Below are 17,922 nucleotides of genomic sequence, written 5' to 3'. Positions count from 1 at the left end.
TCCCGGGCGCCGGGCAGCGGCTGGGGCTCGCGGGCGGCGAAGGGGCGCCCGCTGGTGTGCGGGGCGGCGGGGGTGCGGGGCAGGGTGTCCGCGACGGCGTCCAGGAAGGAGCGGACCAGGGCCTCTGGCTCGGGCAGGGTCAGCGGTCCGGGGCCGGGCAGCGGTACGGCGTGGCCCTCGGGCGGCATCGCGGCGGCCACCGCGCGCAGGTGCGCGATGTCGTCGGGCTCCAGTGGACCGGCACGCCAGGCGTCGTGCCCGCTGGGGGTGAGACCGGGCAGCAGGCGTCCCCGCGCGGTCAGGCGCAGCGCGTGCAGTGCGGCGGCCCCCCAGCAGGCGGTGGCCGGATGCGCGGCCGGATCGTGCCGGGCCCGGACCAGCAGGGGCAGCGCGTCGGCGAGGGACAGGGTGAGCGCGGGCACCTGACGGCGCCGTACGCCCGTACCGTGCGGCCGTACGACGGTCAGCTCGTCGATGGCGTCCAGCAGGGGCTCGCCGTCGGGGTCCCAGAAGGCGACGCGGGCCTCGCGCGGGAGGGGCGCGGGCAGGAACACGCAGGCGAGACGTGCCGGGACCCTGTCCTCGGTCCGCGCGCGGGCTGTCGCCGTGGCCGTGCCGTCGCTCATGTGTCCTGTCACCTCCCGTCCCTGTCGGATGAGCCGTGTCCGACTGTACGGGTGGGGTCTGACAACGGGTTCCGCGGCGGGCTCAGGGCACCGTGCGGCTGACCACGTACACCGTCGGATAGACCGGGTCGGACATGTTCACGACCACGTCCTGGGTGGGGGCGGGGTTCTTCTGCTTGTGGGTGTAGCCGGACCAGGGGCCGGGGCCGGTGAGGTTCCAGCCGGAGACCTGGCGGTCGCGGGCGCCGATGGTGTCGGCGCCCTGCTTCAGCTGGTCGCGGCGGATGCCGAGGGTGCCGAGGAAGCTGTCCAGGCCCGCACCGTTGGTGCGGAACTGGACGTACAGGCGGCTGGTCTTCCAGTTGTTGGTCTCGTAGTAGGCGAGCCGGTCGGCCGGGTGCGGTACGGGCACCTGGTAGAGGCGGCGCTGCACCTTGGAGGGCCAGCCGGAGGTGAGGCCGGTGGCGGAGTACTTCGCTTCCTTGTCCTTGCCGCTGTCCCGGCTCTGGTTGGCGGAGATCACCAGGTAACCGGCCGGTACCCCGATGAGCAGCACGATGATCAGCAGGGTGAGGGCGCGGCGCTTGACGCGGTGACGCGGGTCCTCCCCCGCCGGGTGCGGGGTGGCCGGGGCGGCCGCCTGGTGCGGAAGCGAGGTGGTCATGCGGTGTCCCGGTCCCGGCGGCCCTGGGTGTACCGCTCGTAGCGTTCGTAGCGCTCCACGCGGCGGCGCTTGGCGCGGCGGAAGCGGCGGGCGACCAGCCGGGCCAGGTCGGCGGCGCCGACCATGCCGGCCTCGGGGCCGAGCTGGGCGCGGGTGATGCGGGCCTCGGGGCGGTAGCCGCGGCCGGTGAGGTGGCGCTTGAAGGCGTCCCGCGCGGGGCCGATGAGCAGGTCGTCGGCCGCGCTGACCCCGCCGCCGATGACGAAGCAGGACGGGTCGAGGGCGGCGGCGAGGTTGGCGATGCCGACGCCCAGCCACTGGCCGATGTCCTGGAGCAGCTCGATGCACATGGCGTCGCCCTCGCGGGCCAGCTCGGTGATCATCGGGCCGGTGATGTCGCCGATGCTGCCCTTGACGTGCTCGATGATCCCGTAGGCGACCGGGGAGTCGGCGGCGGCCAGCTCCCGCGCCTCGCGGACCAGGGCGTTGCCGGAGCTGTACTGCTCCCAGCAGCCGCGGTTGCCGCACGGGCACCGGTGTCCGCCGGGGACGACCTGCATATGGCCGAACTCGCCCGCGACGCCGAACTTGCCTCGCTTGACCTGGCCGTCCTCCAGGATGGCGCCCCCGATGCCGGTGCCGAGGGTGATCATGACGAGGTGGTCCTCGCCACGCCCGGCGCCGAAGCGCCACTCCGCCCAGGCCGCGGTGTTGGCGTCGTTGTCCACCAGGACGGGCACGGACAGCCGGGCGGCGAGACGGTCGCGCAGCGGCTCGTTGCGCCAGGACAGGTGGGGGGCGAACAGGACGCGGTTGCGGTCGGCGTCGACCCAGCCGGCGGCCCCGATGCCGACGGCGTGCACGTCGTGCCGGTCGGAGAGGTCGAGCACCAGCTCCGCGATGGTGTCCTCGACGACCTGGGGGCTCTTGGACTTGTCCGGGGTCTCCGCGCGGAGCTTCTCCAGGATGTTGCCGTCGGCGTCCACGACGCCCGCCATGACCTTGGTGCCGCCGATGTCGATGCCGACCGTGGGCACGCGGGGCGCGGTCAGGTGGGAGCGGCGTTCCCGGGTGCCCACCGTGCGCAGGACGGGGGCGCGGCGGGAGCCGATGGGGGCGGCGAGGTCGCGGTAGGTGCTCATCGGGCTCGATTGTGCCTCACGCTCACGCCGGGCGCGGCGCTGTCGGGTGCGGAGCCGCGAATCCCCGCGGCTCCGCCTCCGTCAGTCGCGCTGCAGCTCGTGGTGCAGAGCGTCCAGGTCCGCTCCGCCCGCCATCTGCTTGGTCAGTTCGTCCAGGGTGATCTCGTCGCGTGTGTGGTTGCCCACCATGGCGCCGCGCCGCAGCAGCACGAAGCGGTCGCCGACGAGATGCGCGTGGTGCGGGTTGTGGGTGATCAGTACGACACCCAGGCCCGCATCGCGTGCCGCGGCCACATATTTGAGGACCACACCGGACTGCTTGACGCCCAGTGCGGCGGTGGGCTCGTCCAGGACGAGCACCTTGGCGCCGAAGTGCACGGCACGCGCGATGGCCACGCACTGGCGCTCGCCGCCGGAGAGGGTGCCGATGGGCTGGTCGACGTCGCGCAGGTCGATGCCCATGCGCAGCAGTTCCTCGCGGGTGGTGCGGCGCATCAGGTCGGTGTCCAGGCGCGCGAAGGGGCCCTTGCCCTTGCGGGGCTCGGAGCCGAGGAAGAAGTTGCGCCAGACCGGCATCAGGGAGACGACGGCGAGGTCCTGGTAGACCGTGGCGATGCCCCGGTCCAGGGCGTCGCGCGGGGAGGCGAGCCGGGTCTCCTCGCCCTCGATGCGGAGGGTGCCGCCGTCGTGCTGGTGGAGTCCCGCGATGGTCTTGATCAGGGTGGACTTGCCCGCGCCGTTGTCGCCGAGGACACAGGTGATCTCCCCGGCGTGCACCTCGAGGGAGACGCCCTCCAGGGCACGGACGTTGCCGTAGCGCTTGCTGACGCCGGTCAGCTCGACCAGGGGCACGCGCTCTTCGGTGACGGTCATGTGGTGGCCTCCGCGCGCTTGCGGACCCAGGTGTTGAGCAGGGTCGCCAGGAGGAGCATGGCTCCCAGGAAGAACTTGAACCAGTCCGGGTTCCACTCGGCGAAGACGATGCCCTTGCTGGTCATGCCGAACAGCAGGGCGCCGACCGCCGAGCCGACGGCGCTGCCGTAACCGCCGGTGATCAGACAGCCACCGATGACGGCCGCGATGATGTAGATCAGCTCGTTGCCGACGCCCTCGCCGGACTGGACGGTGTCGAAGGAGAACAGCAGGTGCTGGCCGGACACCCAGGCGCCGAAGGCGACGCCCATGTAGAGGCCGATCTTGGTCTTGGCGACGGGGACGCCGACCGCGCGGGCCGCGTCCTCGTTGCCGCCGACCGCGAAGATCCAGTTGCCGACGCGGGTGCGCAGCAGCACCCAGGAGGCGAGGGCGACCAGGCCGAGCCACCACAGCACGGTGACCTTGAGGTCGACCCCGCCGATGCCGAGGGTCGAGGCGAACACGGCGTGCGCGCTCGGGAAGCCCTCCATGTCGCCGATCGACTTGGTGGACACCGTGCCGTCGATCAGCTTGGTGAAGCCCAGGTTCATGCCGGTGAGCATCAGGAAGGTGCCCAGCGTGACGATGAAGCTGGGCAGCTTGGTGCGGGTCAGCATGAACCCGTTGAACGCGCCGACGGCCAGGGTGACCAGCAGGGACACCCCGGCGCCGACCCAGATGTTGGCCGTCATCTGGTAGCTGAACATCGAGGAGATCAGCGCGGACGACGTGACCATGACGCCCGCGGAGAGATCGAACTCGCCGCCGATCATCAGCAGGGCCACGGGTACGGCCATGATGCCGATGGTCGAGGAGGCGTACAGCACGGTGCTGATGCTGGACGGGCGCAGGAAGCCGTCGGCGGCGACCGCGAAGAAGACCAGGACCGCGAGGGCGCCGACGACCGAGCCCAGTTCGGGCCGGGACAGCAGCTTGCGCAGCGGGGAGGTGCGCAGCAGCCGCTCGTCGCGCGGCCGCTCGCCGCCCGGCGCCGGTCCTCCGGTGGCGCGGGTGCCGGTGGTGGTGCTCATCGGGTGCCCCGATCGGTGTACGCCGCGAGCGCGCCCGCCTGGTCCTTGGTGATGATCTGCGGGCCGGTCAGGACCGGCTTGCCGCCGCCGAGGACGTCGCCGTTGTACTTGTACAGCCACAGCAGGTCGACCGCCTCGTAGCCCTGGAGGTAGGGCTGCTGGTCGACGGCGAAGCCGAGGGTGCCGTCCTTCAGCTCGGCGGCGACCTTGGCGTTGAGGTCGAAGGTGTCGACCTCGGCCTTGCTCCCGGCGTCCGCCTTGGCCTTCACCACGGTGTCGGCGTAGGGGGCGCCCAGGGTGACGACGGCGTCCACGTCCCGGTCGGCCTGGAGCTTGGCGCCGACGGCGGACTGGACGTCGGGCATGTTGGTGCCGTTGACGTAGAGCTTGCGGACCTTGCCGTGGAAGGTCTTCTCCACGCCGTCGCAGCGCTGCTCGTGGCCGACGTTGCCCTGCTCGTGCAGGACGCACAGGGCGTTCTTGCGGCCGCGCTCGTTCAGCTCCTCGCCGACCGCCTCACCGGCGATGGTCTCGTCCTGGCCGATGTGGCTGAGGGCGCCGAACGCCTTGGACTGGGCGGAGCCGGAGTTGACCGTGACCACCGGGATGCCGGCCTTGTGGGCGCGGGCCACGGCCGCCTTGAGGGCGTCGGGCTTGGCCAGGCTGACGATGATCCCGTCGACCTTCTTGTCGATCGCCGCGTCCACGAGCTGGGCCTGCTGCTGGGCCTCGTCGTCGTGCGAGTACAGGAAGTTGATGTTGTCCTTGACCGCCGCCTGCTTGGCGCCGCTCTGCACGATGTCCCAGAAGGTGTCGCCGTCGCCGGAGTGGGTGATCATCGCGATGGTCCAGCGGGGGGTGGTCACCGCTGCCCTGCCCTGGGCCGTGGCGGCCTTGCGGGCGTCCTCGGCCTTCTTGCCGCCGGTGCTGCTGCAGGCGGTCAGCGAGACGCAGGCGAGCAGTGCGAACGCTCCTGCCACCGTCATGCCTACCCGGTTCTGAAACCGTGCCACGAGGCCGTGCCCCTTCTTGCCGTGTTCTGAACGCTTGCCGTGTTCTGACGCAAACACTTCAGTATCGAACACGCGGAACACTCGTTACCCGTCCGGGGCGCATCCGCCAGGGCATTTGTCCGGACAATATGACGCGGCCGGACATGGCTCAGGGGCGCACCAGGAGCTGGAACTCGAAGGAATACCGGGCCGGACGGTAGGTGTGGTCGCCCTGCTCGACCGCGCGGCCGGTGTCGTCGAACGTGACGCGCCTCATGGTGAGCAGCGGGGCGCCCTCGGCCTCGGCGAGCCGGTCCGCCTCGGCGGGGGTGGCGCCGCGGGCGCCGATGGACTGGCGGGCGCTGTGCAGGGTGATGCCGGCCGCGCGCATCAGCCGGTAGAGGCCGGTTGCCTCCAGCCGGGCGGTGTCGAGGTCCAGCAGGCCGAGCGGCAGGTGGTTGGTCAGGTACGCCATCGGCTCGCCGTGCGCCAGCCGCAGCCGCTCGACGCGGTGCACGTCGTGGCCCTCGGTGACACCGAGCGCGGCGGCGATCTCGGCGGTGGCCGGGACGACCGTGTTGACCAGGACCTTGGTGGCGGGCCGCTGGCCGGCCGCCTCCAGGTCGTCGTAGAGGCTGCTCAGTTCCAGCGGGCGCTTGACCTGGCTGTGCACGACCTGGGTGCCGACACCGCGGCGGCGTACCAGCAGTCCCTTGTCGACGAGGGACTGGATGGCCTGGCGGACGGTGGGCCGGGACAGACCGAGCCGCGCGGCCAGCTCGATCTCGTTGCCGAGCAGGCTGCCGGGGGTGAGGGCGCCGCGCTCGATGGCGGCCTCCAGCTGCTGGGCGAGCTGGAAGTACAGCGGCACCGGGGAGCTTCGGTCCACGCGGAGGCCGAGCGGCGCGGTCGGGTCCACATCTGGTTTCGGCACGGGCCCGAGCGTAGTCCGGTGCCCGGATGACGGGAAGTCGTGAAGTCCGGTTGTCCTGACATTTTGATTGACAGGTGCACGTTGTTCCCCCTCAATGTGTCCTCATGCGCATCGGGGTCATCGGGACGGGCCGCATCGGGGCCATCCACGCCAACACGCTGAGCCGCCACCGGGAGGTCGGATCGCTGATCCTGACGGACTCCGATCCGTTACGCGCGCAGGAGCTGGCGCACCGGCTCGGGGAGACGGCGGCGCCGGGCGTGGACGAGGTCTTCCAGTGGGGCGTGGACGCGGTGGTGATCACTACGGCGACGGCGGCGCACGCGGAGCTGATCGGCCGCGCGGCCCGCTCCGGGCTGCCGGTGTTCTGCGAGAAGCCGATCGCGCTCGACCTGTCCGGCACGCTGCACGCGCTCGCCGAGGTCGCGGCGGCGGGAACCGTGCTCCAGATGGGCTTCCAGCGGCGCTTCGACGCGGGGTACGTGGGCGCCCGTGAGGCGGTGCGCTCGGGCCGGCTCGGCCGGCTGCACACCGTGCGTGCCCTGACCTCCGACCAGTCGCCGCCCCCGCGCGAGTGGCTGCCGCTGTCCGGCGGCCTGTTCCGGGACACCCTGATCCACGACTTCGACATCCTGCGCTGGGTCACCGGCCGCGAAGTGATCGACGTGTACGCGGCCGGCTCCGACGCCGGTCCTGCGATGTTCCGCGAGGCCGGCGACGTCGACACCGGCGCGGCCCTGCTCACCCTGGACGACGGCACCCTCGCCACGGCCACCGCGACCCGCCTCAACGGCGCCGGTTACGACGTCCGCATGGAGCTGTCCGGCGAACTCGACACGGTCGTCGTCGGCCTGGACGACCGCACCCCGATCGCCTCCACCGAACCGACGGGCCCTCCCCCGGCCGACAAACCCTGGCCCGGCTTCCTCGAACGCTTCGGCACCGCCTACGAGTCCGAACTCTGCACCTTCGTGGACGTGGTCCGCGGCGAACACCCCAACCCCTGCGACGGGTGGCAGGCACTGCAGGCCCTGCGCATCGCGGAGGCGTGCGAGATCTCCCGGCGCGAACGAAGAGCGGTCGCCCTGGCGGAGGTTCCCGACCGGGTGCAGTCCTCGTACGTGTGATCCGCCCCGGACACGGCCCCGCCCCGCGGCTCCCGGTGTGGGGGGAAGGGTCGCGGGGCGGGCCGAACGGAGTGGTCAGCAGCCGAAGTTGATGAGGTTGAACGTGGCGTAGTGGTCGGAGGTGTAGTAGTCCTCCCGGGTCCGCTGGCCCGTGACGATGCGGCGGGCGCCACGGGTGGGCTCGCCGGGGGTCTTGACCGTGTACTCGTGGTAGTACCCGGAGGACTGGCTGGGCAGGACGCCCTCGCGGTTCTGGAAGACGACGCCGTCCTGGGAGTACGGGTACGGGCCGCCCCGGGCGATGAGGTCGAGGGTGTCGTACGCCTGCGACGGCAGGGAGCCGTAACAGATGCTGCCGACCGACGCGGTGGCCGCGTCCGCGGTGGTGGCGGAGACGGTGCCGCCGACGAGGAGGGCGGAGAAGAGGGCCGCCGCGGCGCCGATGCGAGTGGTGCGTGGGGGGAATCTCATGGGTTCATGATGACGCGCGTAGACGCGTTCATGTCAATGAGAGAGATGTGGATTTTCCCGGCAGGTCCGATGAGTTCTCACGGCGTTAACCTGCCCCAACAGGAGCCGTTGGGGCTCCTGTTGGCATACCGTCGACCGACTAGAAGGACCCGTACTCGGGGCGGCCCGCCAGGTCGTACGACTGGATGGAGACCCCCTTGCCGGTGACCGTGCCGCCCGCGTGCCTGAAGCGGGTGGGAACGGCACCCTCCACGAACAGCCGCCGCCCCTCGCCCAGCACGACGGGGAAGGTCAGCAGGTGCAGGGTGTCGATCAGGCCGAGGTTCACCAGCGAGCGGACCAGCGCCCCGCTGCCGTGGATCTGGACCTCGCCCTCGGTGCGCTCCTTCAGCGCCTGGACCTCCTTGCCGAGGTCGCCGGAGAGCACGGTCGTCCCGGCCCACTCGGGCTTCTCGACGGTCGCGGAGACGACGAATTTCGGCAGCGCGTTCAGCTTGGCCGCGACCGGGTTCCCGGCGTCGGTCACCTTGGGCCAGTACCCGGCGAAGATGTCGTAGGTGTGGCGGCCGAGCAGGAAGGCACCGGCCCGGCCGAAGCTCTCGTCGACGAAGCCGCCGAAGCCTTCGTCGGCGTACGGGAAGGTCCAGCCGCCCTGGCCGAAGCCGCCGCTGGTGTCCTCCTCGGGGCCGCCGGGGGCCTGGTAGACGCCGTCGAGCGAGACGAAGACGGTGGAGACGAGCTTGCCCATGAGATGCCTTCTTCCGGGTGCGGGGTCCTGCTGTCAACGGTGCAGACCCCGCGCGGGACCGCAACTCATCGGTCCCCCCTCACCTCAGCCGTCCAGCTCCCGGAACCGCGCGGCCAGGCGGCTCGCCCCGGCCTCGGTGAGCGAGCCGAAGAGGCGCAGCCGGGAGATCCCGCCGTCCGGATGGATGTCCACGCGCGCGTGCGTGCCGACGGCCGGCGCCGGGAGCGGGAAGCGGTGGTTGGTGTCCGGCTGGAGCCGGGTGCGCGGCAGGATCTCGGTCCACTCCCCGCTCTCGCCGTCCCGCACCGACACCGACGCCCAGCCCGCGCTGTTCCCCTTCAGATAGGCCGTGTCGATCTCCACCGCGCGCACCAGCGCCTGTTCGGTCAGCCGGTACGTGATCCAGTCGTGGCCCCGGTCGCGGCGGCGCCGGGTCTCCCAGCCGTCGTCCATCCGCTGGGAGCGGCCCGGTCGTACGGTGTTGGCGGCCGGGGAGTAGAAGCGGTCCGAGGCGTCCTCGGCGCGGCCGCCGTTCTCCAGCGCGGCCACGTCGAAGGTGCCGAGCGTGGCCAGCCACTCCGGGTCCGGGACGATCTCGCCGTACGCGCGCAGCCGGGCGACGCCACCGTCCGGGTGCTGGTTCAGCCGGAGGTGGGTGAAACGCTGGGGCGCGGAGACGAGGAAGCCGTTCGCCGCGTGGCCGCCGACCGGGGTGACCGGGACGAGCGTCGTCCACTTCACGTCGCCGCCGAGCAGATCCTCGGGGGACGGGTTGCCGGGCGCCGAGGTGGCCTCGACCGAGACGGCCTGCGGGTGGTTGCCCCGGAAGTGGGCGGTGTCCACGACGATTCCCCGGATCGCACCGGGCGTGCCGAGGCGGATCAGCGCCCAGTCGTGGTCGTCGGCGCCCGGCCAGGGGTGCTCGGCGTTCGGGCCGCGCCGGCGCCGGGTCTCCCAGCCGTCCATGATCTTGCCCTTGTGGCCGAAGCGGCCGGGCTCGAACTCCGCGCGGTGGGGCAGCAGCAGGTTCTCCCGCTCGGCGAAGAACTCGTCGTTGGCGGCGATCACCCCGGCTCCCAGGCGCCGGTCGGCGAGGTCGGGGTGGTGGGTGAAGGGGAAGTCGGCGGTGCGGTAGTCCGCGTAGGGGTCGCCGCCGCCGTAGGGAGCCGCGTCGCCGGTGAAGCGGGGCGGGTCGGAGGGTTGCTGCGCCGTCACGGTGATCGGGGGTCCTTTCGGCAGGGGTACGGGGCTCAGCCGGTACGGGTGAGCAAGCGGCCCTTCGGCTCGGTGAACTCGCCTTCGCTGTAGACCTGCTGACCGCGCAGCCAGGTGGACTTCACCACGCCGTGCAAGGTCTTGCCGGCGTACGCGGTGACCGGGTTGCGGTGGTGGAGGCGGGCGGGGTCGACGGTGAAGGAGTCCTCCGGGTCGAGGACGGCGAAGTCGGCGTCGCGGCCCGGCGCGATGGCGCCCTTGCGGCCGAGACCGGCGAGGGTCGCGGTCCGGGCGGACATCCACCGGACCACGTCGGCCAGCTGGTGCCCGCGCTCGCGTGCCTCGGTCCAGATCGCGGGGAGGCTCAGCTGGAGGCCGGAGATGCCGCCCCAGGCGGTGGCGAAGTCCGGCGTCTTGAGGTCGGCGGTGGAGGGCGAGTGGTCGGTGACGACGCAGTCGATCGTGCCGTCCGCGAGCGCCTGCCAGAGCAGGTCCCGGTTGGTGGCCTCGCGGATGGGCGGGCAGCACTTGAACTCGCTCGCCCCGTCCGGGATTTCCTCGGCGCTCAGGGTGAGGTAGTGCGGACAGGTCTCCACGGTGACGCGGACGCCTTCGGCGCGGGCGGCGGCGATGAGCGGCAGGGCGGCGGCGGAGGAGAGGTGGAGCACGTGCACACGGGCGTTCAGCCTGCGCGCCAGTTGCAGCAGTCGGGCGATGGCGTCCGTCTCGGCCGCATGCGGGCGAGAGGCGAGGAAGCCCGCGTACGCCGGTCCGGCGGGGGCGTCCGTGAGGTGGGACGGGTCTTCGGCGTGCACGATGAGCAGGCCGTCGAAGCCGGCGATCTCGCCGAGGGAGCGCGCCAGTTGGGCGTGGTCCAAGTGCGGGAACTCGTCCACGCCGGACGGCGAGAGAAACGCCTTGAAGCCGAACACCCCGGCCTCGTGCAGCGGGCGGAGGTCCTTGACGTTGCCGGGCAGAGCGCCGCCCCAGAAGCCGACGTCGACGTGGGTGCGGCCCTGTGCCGCCTCCCGCTTGATGCGCAGGTGGTCGACCGTGGTGGTCGGCGGAAGGGAGTTCAGCGGCATGTCGACGAGGGTGGTGATACCCCCGGCCGCCGCCGCCCGGGTCGCCGTCCAGAATCCCTCCCACTCGGCCCGGCCGGGGTCATTGACGTGCACGTGCGTATCGACCAGACCGGGCAGCAGCGCGTCGTCCCCCAGGTCGACGGCCGGGACTCCCACCTCGTACGGCAGCACAGCCTCGATCGTCCCGCCGACGACGGTGACCGTCGCGGCCCGCACCCCCTCCGGGGTGACCACACGCGTGGAACGCAACGCCAGCTCGACGTCGTCGGACACCCGAACCCCTCTCAGCCGTTCACGCCCAGGAAACGGTATTAACACCCATGTAACGGACTTCAACGTTCTGTTGAAGGAGTCTCACCGCCCGCTCCGGCACGAGTCAAGGGTGCCAGCCGCTGGGGCCGCGGGGCCTGAGCGCACGAGGGGGTGTTCACGGGGATCGGCCGCGGATGTTGCCGCACGTCACCCGTCGGTCCCGGCCCTGCGGACCGGCGCGCCCGCGCACCTTGGTGAGGCGGCCCCGTCTGCCCCACCCCAGGACTGACGCCCGGCGCCGGACCCGTGACGCCGTCCGCGCAGCTGGCCAAGGGCTGTCGGAGGGGCGGCCGCGCGCCCGCCCTCGGCGTACCCAGGCCAGCCGCCGCACCGGGCTGACAGTCCGAATACCGGATTCGGCACGCGGTCCGCGTACCCGGCCAGAGGTCCCAGGTGCCCCCGCACCTGCCCACATCCAGGCATCCTGGTCCCATGACGTCCGACCAAGCCCCCCGCCGCCCCCGAGTCGCGGGACTCCTGCTCGCCGCCGGAGCGGGGCGGCGGCTTGGTGGGCGTCCTAAGGCCCTGCTGCGGCACGACGGGGCACTGCTCGTGGAGCGGGCGGCTCGTGCGCTGTGGGACGCCGGGTGTGCCCGCGTGCATGTGGTGCTTGGAGCTGGGGCCGAAGAGGTGCGTGCGCAGGCCGAGTTGAGCGAATGTGTACTCGTGGACAACCCCGGCTGGGGCGAGGGGATGGGGTCCTCCCTGCGGGCCGGGCTTCGCTCTCTCGGGGGTACGGATGCGCGCGGCGCTCTCGTGAGCCTCGTTGATCAGCCGGGCATCGGGCCCGAGGCGTACGCGCGGGTACTGGACGCCTTCACCGGCGAGACCTCCCTCGTGTCGGCCGCGTACGACGGCAGGCGCGGGCACCCGGTGCTGCTCGGGTCCGCCCACTGGGCCGGTGCGGCCGAGGCCGCGCGGGGTGATCAGGGGGCGCGGGAGTATCTGCGCGAGCACTCCGCCGGGATCCGGCTCGTGGAGTGCGGGGACGTGGCCGAGGCGTACGACATCGACACCGGGGCCGACCTCGGCAGGCTGCGCCCCGGCGGGGCCCATTGAGCTTCGGCGATCAGGAAATTACGCTGCCCAGTCCGACCAGCCCGCCACGGAGGAAGTGACCGCTCATGTCCGCACCCGCGTCCCCGCCGGTCGTCGTCGACGCCGAGCCGCTCCCCCGGCAGGAGGAGGTCCTCACCGGCCCGGCGCTGGACTTCCTCGCGGAGCTGCACCGGCGGTTCACCCCGCGCCGGAACGAACTCCTGGCCCGCCGGACCGAGCGCCGCGCGGAGATCGCCCGTACCGGCACGCTGGACTTCCTCCCCGAGACGGCCGGGGTGCGGGCCGACGACTCCTGGCGGGTGGCCCCCGCGCCGCCCGCCCTGCAGGACCGCCGGGTGGAGATCACCGGCCCGGCCGACCGCAAGATGACGGTCAACGCGCTCAACTCCGGCGCCAGGATCTGGCTCGCCGACTTCGAGGACGCCTCCTCCCCCACCTGGGAGAACGTGATCCTCGGCCAGCTCAACCTGATGGACGCCTACGCCGGCCGCGTCGACTTCACCGACGCCCGCACCGGCAAGTCTTACGCGCTGCGCCCGCAGGAGGAGCTGGCGACGGTCGTGATGCGGCCGCGCGGCTGGCACCTGGACGAGCGGCACCTCACGGGAGCCGACGGCGAGCCCCTGCCGGGCGCCCTGGTCGACTTCGGCCTGTACTTCTTCCACAACGCCGCCCGCCTGCTGGAGCTGGGCAAGGGCCCGTACTTCTACCTGCCCAAGACCGAGTCCCACCTCGAAGCCCGGCTGTGGAACGACGTGTTCGTGTTCGCGCAGGACCAACTCGGCATCCCCCAGGGCACCGTACGGGCCACCGTACTGATCGAGACGATCACGGCCGCGTACGAGATGGAGGAGATCCTGTACGAACTGCGCGACCACGCCTCCGGGCTCAACGCGGGACGCTGGGACTACCTGTTCTCCATCGTGAAGAACTTCCGTGACGGCGGCCCGGAGTTCGTGCTGCCGGACCGCAACCTGGTCACGATGACAGCGCCGTTCATGCGCGCGTACACCGAACTCCTCGTCCGCACCTGCCACAAACGGGGCGCGCACGCGATCGGCGGGATGGCGGCCTTCATCCCGTCCCGCAAGGACGCCGAGGTCAACAAAGTGGCCTTCGAGAAGGTACGGGCGGACAAGGACCGCGAGGCGGCCGACGGCTTCGACGGCTCCTGGGTGGCCCACCCGGACCTGGTGCCGATCGCCATGGAGTCCTTCGACAAGGTGCTCGGCGACCGCCCGCACCAGAAGGACCGGCTGCGCGAGGATGTCCACGTGCAGGCGGCCGACCTGATCGACATCGGCTCGCTGGACGCGAAACCGACCTACGCCGGGCTGGTCAACGCGGTGCAGGTCGGCATCCGGTACATCGAGGCGTGGCTGCGCGGACTCGGCGCGGTGGCCATCTTCAACCTGATGGAGGACGCGGCCACCGCGGAGATCTCCCGCTCGCAGATCTGGCAGTGGATCAACGCGGGCGTCGAGTTCGAGAACGGCGAGCGCGCCACCCCCGAGCTGGCCCGCCGGCTGGCGGCGGCCGAGCTGGAGGCGGTGCGGGCGGAGATCGGCGCGGAGGCGTTCGCGGCCGGCCACTGGCAGGAGGCGCACGACCTGCTGCTGACGGTGGCGCTGGACGAGGAGTACGCCGACTTCCTCACTCTGCCGGCCTACCGGCACCTCACCGGCTGAACACGCTCACTTCTCCAAGTGGCCGGGTTTGTCGGAGTGACCGAGGGACCGCTCAGGCGCCACCCGGTCCCGCACCAGCCGCTTGACCGCCGTGGGCTCGGGAAAGCCCTGCTCACGGCGGTCCCAGACCGGCTCGCCGTCCACCCGGACGACGAAGACACCGCCGGTGCCGGGCTTGAGCGCGAGGGCCTCCAGCTCGGTCTCGAAGGTGGTGAGCAGCTCCTGCGCCAGCCAGGCCGCGCGGGGCAGCCAGCGGCACTGGGTGCAGTACTCGATCTCGACGCGGTGACTCACAAAGATCCCTTCATCCCAGGTGTACCGACCAGTCCTGTTCCGCCGCCGGGCGTCCGTGCAGGTCGGGGACCCGCTTGAGCCAGTCCGGGCGCCCCCGCTGGGACCGCTCGGCGCGGGCGGCCTCCTCGGCGGCGAGTTCCGCCCGGTCGGGGAAGTCGGTGGGCAGCCACTCGGCGGAGAGCCGGGCGCGGGCCAGGAGATGGTCGACGTAGGCGGCACGGGCCTCGTCCGGGGTGGCGAAGGCGGGGTCGTCGGTGAGCCAGGCGTCGGGCACCTCGGCGAGGATGCCGCGCAGCAGGTCCTCGGTGACCTTGGGGGCCAGCTCGGCGTCGGCGGCGCGCACGTCGGGGCCGTACTGGCCGAGCGCGTGGTGGCGGAAGTCGTACTTGCGACCGGGGTTCGTGGTGTCCCACCGGTGGTGGAAGACGAGGGCGGCGCCGTGGTCGATGAGCCACAGGCGCGGGGGCGCGGTGCCGAAGGTCGGCCAGACCATGAGGTTGGAGCTGTGGACGGTGCGGTCCACGTTGGCGGTGAGCGCGTCCAGCCAGACGATCCGGCCCGCCTCCAGCGGGTCCACGGGGAAGTGCGGGGCGATCTCGGGGGTGAGGTCGCGGGCGCCCGGCAGGTAGTCCATGCCCAGGTTGACGCCCGCACTGGCGTCGTGCAGGTCGCGCACCTCCTGGTGCGGCTCGTCGGCGGCCACGGCGGGGTCGAAGTGCACGAGCACCAGCTCGGGGAAGCGCAGGCCCAGGGCGCGGGCCAGCTCGCCGACGATCACCTCGGCGACGAGCGCCTTGCGGCCCTGCGCGGAGCCGGTGAACTTCACGACGTAGGTCCCCAGGTCGTCGGCCTCGACGACGGCGGGTACGGAGCCGCCAGAGCGAAGGGGTTCGACGTAGCGGGTCGCAGCGACTTCTCTCAGCATCTTCCAAGGCCCCAGGATTTATTAACCGTAGATTCCATGGCCAGCTCCAACGCGGCGCAACCTGGGGAAGCTCCCAGATCGGCCCTGGGGAGTTTCGGCCGGCGTCGTCATCCTCCTCGCTCCCCAGCAGTCTGTCGATGACGTTACGGCCTTGCTTCCGGCCTCCGGCATGAAGTGAGCATAGTAACCAAGCGTGACAGCCGGGGACGAGCGGCCGAGCCATCGCACCGGCATCACCACGGACTCCTCCGCCTCCACATGATCGAGGCGGAGGAGTGCCGCAGCACATGGAAGCCGCCCTTCGGCGCCGCCTCCCACTGCCGATACGGCCTCCCCCACGGAAGCTCCACCCCCGCCGGCGGGAACGCGGTACCACGACACGGGCAGGACGGTGGCCGACGTCGCCCTCGAGCTGGGCGCCCCCGAGACGAACGTCGCCCAGCTTCTCGACACGTGAAGCATTCCCCGCCGCCCCCGGCCACAGCGCACCTACAGCCTGGCAACCGAGTCCCTGCACCCCCCGGCACCCTGCGAACACCTTTCAGGGAGCCGGGCGTGCCGGACTGGTCGCGAGCCGGGGGTGGTGCTGTTCAGGCGGCGGGGAAGTAGTGGCCGTTGTCCAGATCGGCGAGGAGGCCGGGCTGGGCGGGTTCCCAGCCGAGGGTGCGGCGGGTGATGGCGTTGGACGCCGGGTAGCTCTGCGTGACGATGTTGGTGAGGAATCCGAAGTAGCCCGGTGTCATCAGGGCGTCATGGGGAACGCTCACGGCGGGCAGACCCAGACGGCCGGCGAGGGCCTCGGCGATATCGCGGAAGGGGATGCCCCCATCCTCGACCGCGTGCCAGTAGCTGCCGGCCGGCCCGTCCTCCAGGGCCAGGCGGAACAGGGCGGCGGTGTCGCGGATGTGGACGGCGTTCCACATGTTGGCGCCGTCACCGGGGTAGCCGACGAACCCCTTCTCCTTCGCGAGCGCGATCAGCGTGGGAAGGAAGCCCGCCACATCACTCGCGCCGTGCGCGATGAGGGCGATCCGCACGACCGAGGAACGCACCCCCTGCCCGGCCAGGTCGATCACTGCCCGCTCCACGACGTTGCGGACCCGCAAGGTGCCCCGGTGCTCTTCGCCGGACGGCAGGGCGGGGTCTTCCTCGGTGGCCGGTCGTCCCAGGTTCCCGGGTGAGCCTATGCTCCCGGCGGTGACCAGTGGCTTTCCGGTTCCCGCGAGCGCCTCGCCGTAGGCGAGCATGATGGGGAGCTCTGCGGCGGCCACGGCGTCCATGCCGCCGATGGGCAGAAGGTCCTGTCGGTGGGCGACGTGGATGACGCCGTCGGAGGCGGCGGCTGCTTCCTTGAGCCCGTCGAGGTCCTCAAGGTCGCCGCGGCGCACCTTCGCACCGAGCGCGGACAGGGTTTCCGCGGACGCGTCCGACCGGGCCAGACCGGTGACCTCGTGCCCTGCGGAGATGAGCTCGGGAATGATGTGAGAACCGGAATGCCCGGTCCCGCCAGCAACGAATACGCGCATCTGAATAATTCCTTGAAGAGGTAGACGGGGGTTCCGCACCGCTCGAAAACTAATGTACGGCGGCACGGAAAGAGATGAGAGGCGCTATTCAGCGCAGAAGGGCGACGCTGAGGGAGAAATCAGCGTGCTTGACGGAGTGGCTCATCAGGCCCAGCTCCAGCAGGCCGACGTTCTCCAGGGCCCGCGCCATGAACAGGTCGCCGGTGTCCCAGGGGCGAAACCCCAGGCTCTCGACGAACGCAGACACGCGAGCCTTGGCCTGCGCGTCGTCGCCGGCGATGAACACGTCCACCGGGCGGCCCTCGGCGGACCCGGCGGCCACCACGTGGGAGAACACCGTGTTGAACGCCTTGACTACGTGCGCATCACCGGGAACCGCCTTGGCGATCTCCTGCGCTCCGGAGCTGTCGGCGGGCACGACGAATCCCTGCAGGTCAGGGGCGACGGGATTGCTGATGTCAACGATGATCTTGCCGCGCAGTGCCTCCCCGTACTCCTTCACCACCGCTGCTGCGCCGGCGTAGGGCGCGGCGAGGATCACGATGTCCCCGGCCGGGACGTCACCGGCCGCCCCCACCATGGCGCCGCCTAGCGCGGCGGCCATCTCCTTCACCCTGGTCTGGTCGCGGCCGATGATCTCCACGGTGTTCCCGCCGGCCAGCGCCCGCCCGGCCAGAGCCCGGGCCATGTTTCCCAGTCCGACAATGCTGATGCTGCTCATCGGTATCCCTGCTTTCCGGTTTCCGGCCCTGCCCGGAGATTTTCGCGGTGAATTGACTTCCGACGCGATGAGGCGCCGTATTTCATGCTGCCACCGCCCCCCAGAAAACGTCCAAGACCTCTTTTAACCCTGGTGATACCCTGGAGGTCTCACCACGCTGGAGGTCGTATGGATCTCGATTTGCGGAAGCTGCGGTACTTCATCGCCGTGGCCGACCGGCTGCACTTCGGCCGGGCCGCCGAGGAACTCCACATCGCCCAGCCGGTGCTCAGCCGGCAGATCCGCGCACTCGAACAAGATCTCGGCGCGGCGCTGTTCACCCGGGACCGTCACGGCGTCGAGCTGACCGACGCGGGCCGGCAGCTGCAGGCCGAGGCCGGCCCGCTGCTCGCCTCCACGCACGCGCTGCGGCGCCGGGTGTCCGAGGCCGCCGGCGGCCGGCGGCGG

At 71.5% G+C, this 17,922-nt stretch carries 18 protein-coding genes and 1 pseudogene; 4 read left to right on the top strand and 15 right to left on the bottom strand.

Going from position 1 to position 17,922, the window contains the following annotated elements; genetic code table 11:
• From GT030_RS15565 to GT030_RS15535, 7 genes and pseudogenes are all read right to left on the bottom strand, one after another.
• Positions 1-626, bottom strand: a pseudogene (locus tag GT030_RS15565) (ATP-dependent helicase); the annotation flags it as partial.
• Positions 627-708: 82 nt separating this feature from the next.
• The gene (locus tag GT030_RS15560) at positions 709-1,290 is read right to left on the bottom strand and encodes a sugar kinase (protein ID WP_161201627.1); all 582 of its coding nucleotides are present in this window, start codon (positions 1,288-1,290) and stop codon (positions 709-711) included.
• A complete protein-coding gene (locus GT030_RS15555) occupies positions 1,287-2,432 on the bottom strand; it encodes an ROK family glucokinase (protein WP_086692478.1) in 1,146 nt (381 codons plus the stop codon). The genes GT030_RS15560 and GT030_RS15555 overlap by 4 nt, the downstream gene beginning before the upstream one ends.
• An 81-nt stretch (positions 2,433-2,513) precedes the next feature.
• Positions 2,514-3,305, bottom strand: coding sequence for an ATP-binding cassette domain-containing protein (locus tag GT030_RS15550; protein WP_202460130.1), 792 nt, complete (start codon positions 3,303-3,305; stop codon positions 2,514-2,516).
• The gene (locus GT030_RS15545; protein WP_161201626.1) at positions 3,302-4,378 is read right to left on the bottom strand and encodes an ABC transporter permease; all 1,077 of its coding nucleotides are present in this window, start codon (positions 4,376-4,378) and stop codon (positions 3,302-3,304) included. Before GT030_RS15545 ends, GT030_RS15550 begins: the two co-directional genes overlap by 4 nt.
• Positions 4,375-5,391: a sugar ABC transporter substrate-binding protein gene (locus GT030_RS15540; protein ID WP_161201625.1), complete on the bottom strand. Its 1,017-nt coding sequence runs from the start codon at positions 5,389-5,391 to the stop codon at positions 4,375-4,377. Before GT030_RS15540 ends, GT030_RS15545 begins: the two co-directional genes overlap by 4 nt.
• 148 nt (positions 5,392-5,539) lie before the next feature.
• Positions 5,540-6,289, bottom strand: coding sequence for a GntR family transcriptional regulator (locus GT030_RS15535; protein WP_086692472.1), 750 nt, complete (start codon positions 6,287-6,289; stop codon positions 5,540-5,542).
• A 119-nt stretch (positions 6,290-6,408) separates the two neighbouring features.
• Here GT030_RS15535 and GT030_RS15530 point away from each other — a divergent pair, with 119 nt between their 5' ends.
• Positions 6,409-7,431: a Gfo/Idh/MocA family oxidoreductase gene (locus GT030_RS15530; RefSeq protein WP_161201624.1), complete on the top strand. Its 1,023-nt coding sequence runs from the start codon at positions 6,409-6,411 to the stop codon at positions 7,429-7,431.
• 75 nt (positions 7,432-7,506) lie between these two features.
• Here the strand turns inward: GT030_RS15530 and GT030_RS15525 are convergent, their stop codons facing one another.
• The 4 genes from GT030_RS15525 to allB form a co-directional block, all read right to left on the bottom strand.
• On the bottom strand, positions 7,507-7,902 hold the full coding sequence (locus GT030_RS15525) for a ribonuclease domain-containing protein (protein ID WP_161201623.1): 396 nt from the start codon (positions 7,900-7,902) through the stop codon (positions 7,507-7,509).
• Between the two features lie 139 nt (positions 7,903-8,041).
• Positions 8,042-8,650 carry a dihydrofolate reductase family protein gene (locus GT030_RS15520; RefSeq protein WP_161201622.1) on the bottom strand — a complete coding sequence of 203 codons (609 nt, stop codon included), beginning with the start codon at positions 8,648-8,650 and terminating at the stop codon, positions 8,042-8,044.
• An 84-nt stretch (positions 8,651-8,734) separates the two neighbouring features.
• Positions 8,735-9,865, bottom strand: a complete 1,131-nt coding sequence (gene alc / locus GT030_RS15515) for an allantoicase (RefSeq protein ID WP_161201621.1) — start codon at positions 9,863-9,865, stop codon at positions 8,735-8,737.
• 35 nt (positions 9,866-9,900) lie between these two features.
• Positions 9,901-11,223, bottom strand: a complete 1,323-nt coding sequence (gene allB / locus GT030_RS15510; RefSeq protein ID WP_161201620.1) for an allantoinase AllB — start codon at positions 11,221-11,223, stop codon at positions 9,901-9,903.
• 471 nt (positions 11,224-11,694) lie between these two features.
• On the opposite strand from allB, the gene GT030_RS15505 reads away from it, so the two are divergent.
• Both GT030_RS15505 and aceB read left to right on the top strand, forming a co-directional pair.
• Positions 11,695-12,321 carry a nucleotidyltransferase family protein gene (locus GT030_RS15505; protein ID WP_161201619.1) on the top strand — a complete coding sequence of 209 codons (627 nt, stop codon included), beginning with the start codon at positions 11,695-11,697 and terminating at the stop codon, positions 12,319-12,321.
• Positions 12,322-12,386: 65 nt separating this feature from the next.
• Positions 12,387-14,009, top strand: coding sequence for a malate synthase A (gene aceB / locus GT030_RS15500; RefSeq protein ID WP_161201618.1), 1,623 nt, complete (start codon positions 12,387-12,389; stop codon positions 14,007-14,009).
• A 6-nt stretch (positions 14,010-14,015) separates the two neighbouring features.
• Here aceB and GT030_RS15495 read toward each other — a convergent pair whose 3' ends face one another.
• From GT030_RS15495 to GT030_RS15480, 4 genes are all read right to left on the bottom strand, one after another.
• Positions 14,016-14,303, bottom strand: a complete 288-nt coding sequence (locus GT030_RS15495; RefSeq protein ID WP_161201617.1) for a SelT/SelW/SelH family protein — start codon at positions 14,301-14,303, stop codon at positions 14,016-14,018.
• A 10-nt stretch (positions 14,304-14,313) separates the two neighbouring features.
• Positions 14,314-15,228 carry a HipA family kinase gene (locus tag GT030_RS15490; RefSeq protein WP_161201616.1) on the bottom strand — a complete coding sequence of 305 codons (915 nt, stop codon included), beginning with the start codon at positions 15,226-15,228 and terminating at the stop codon, positions 14,314-14,316.
• A gap of 590 nt (positions 15,229-15,818) precedes the next feature.
• Positions 15,819-16,754 carry an SDR family oxidoreductase gene (locus GT030_RS15485; RefSeq protein ID WP_161201615.1) on the bottom strand — a complete coding sequence of 312 codons (936 nt, stop codon included), beginning with the start codon at positions 16,752-16,754 and terminating at the stop codon, positions 15,819-15,821.
• Between the two features lie 88 nt (positions 16,755-16,842).
• The gene (locus GT030_RS15480; RefSeq protein ID WP_161201614.1) at positions 16,843-17,475 is read right to left on the bottom strand and encodes an NAD(P)-binding domain-containing protein; all 633 of its coding nucleotides are present in this window, start codon (positions 17,473-17,475) and stop codon (positions 16,843-16,845) included.
• 168 nt (positions 17,476-17,643) lie between these two features.
• On the opposite strand from GT030_RS15480, the gene GT030_RS15475 reads away from it, so the two are divergent.
• Positions 17,644-17,922 (top strand): LysR family transcriptional regulator (locus GT030_RS15475; protein ID WP_161201613.1); only part of this gene is annotated, 279 nt, incomplete at its 3' end.

The sequence above is a fragment of the Streptomyces sp. SID1328 genome (genome assembly GCF_009865595.1).
GTDB classification, from domain to species: domain Bacteria; phylum Actinomycetota; class Actinomycetes; order Streptomycetales; family Streptomycetaceae; genus Streptomyces; species Streptomyces griseoluteus.
The sequence above is the reverse complement of the archived record's forward strand: the minus strand, read 5'-3'. Positions and strand labels throughout refer to the sequence as shown.

Excerpts from the sequence above, each read along its gene's own strand:
- GT030_RS15560 (WP_161201627.1), bottom strand. The coding sequence starts at position 1,290 with ATGACCACCTCGCTTCCGCACCAGGCGGCCGCCCCGGCCACCCCGCAC.
- GT030_RS15555 (WP_086692478.1), bottom strand. The coding sequence starts at position 2,432 with ATGAGCACCTACCGCGACCTCGCCGCCCCCATCGGCTCCCGCCGCGCC.
- GT030_RS15550 (WP_202460130.1), bottom strand. The coding sequence starts at position 3,305 with ATGACCGTCACCGAAGAGCGCGTGCCCCTGGTCGAGCTGACCGGCGTC.
- GT030_RS15545 (WP_161201626.1), bottom strand. The coding sequence starts at position 4,378 with ATGAGCACCACCACCGGCACCCGCGCCACCGGAGGACCGGCGCCGGGC.
- GT030_RS15530 (WP_161201624.1), top strand. The coding sequence starts at position 6,409 with ATGCGCATCGGGGTCATCGGGACGGGCCGCATCGGGGCCATCCACGCC.
- GT030_RS15525 (WP_161201623.1), bottom strand. The coding sequence starts at position 7,902 with ATGAGATTCCCCCCACGCACCACTCGCATCGGCGCCGCGGCGGCCCTC.
- GT030_RS15520 (WP_161201622.1), bottom strand. The coding sequence starts at position 8,650 with ATGGGCAAGCTCGTCTCCACCGTCTTCGTCTCGCTCGACGGCGTCTAC.
- GT030_RS15505 (WP_161201619.1), top strand. The coding sequence starts at position 11,695 with ATGACGTCCGACCAAGCCCCCCGCCGCCCCCGAGTCGCGGGACTCCTG.
- aceB (WP_161201618.1), top strand. The coding sequence starts at position 12,387 with ATGTCCGCACCCGCGTCCCCGCCGGTCGTCGTCGACGCCGAGCCGCTC.
- GT030_RS15490 (WP_161201616.1), bottom strand. The coding sequence starts at position 15,228 with ATGCTGAGAGAAGTCGCTGCGACCCGCTACGTCGAACCCCTTCGCTCT.
- GT030_RS15485 (WP_161201615.1), bottom strand. The coding sequence starts at position 16,754 with ATGCGCGTATTCGTTGCTGGCGGGACCGGGCATTCCGGTTCTCACATC.
- GT030_RS15480 (WP_161201614.1), bottom strand. The coding sequence starts at position 17,475 with ATGAGCAGCATCAGCATTGTCGGACTGGGAAACATGGCCCGGGCTCTG.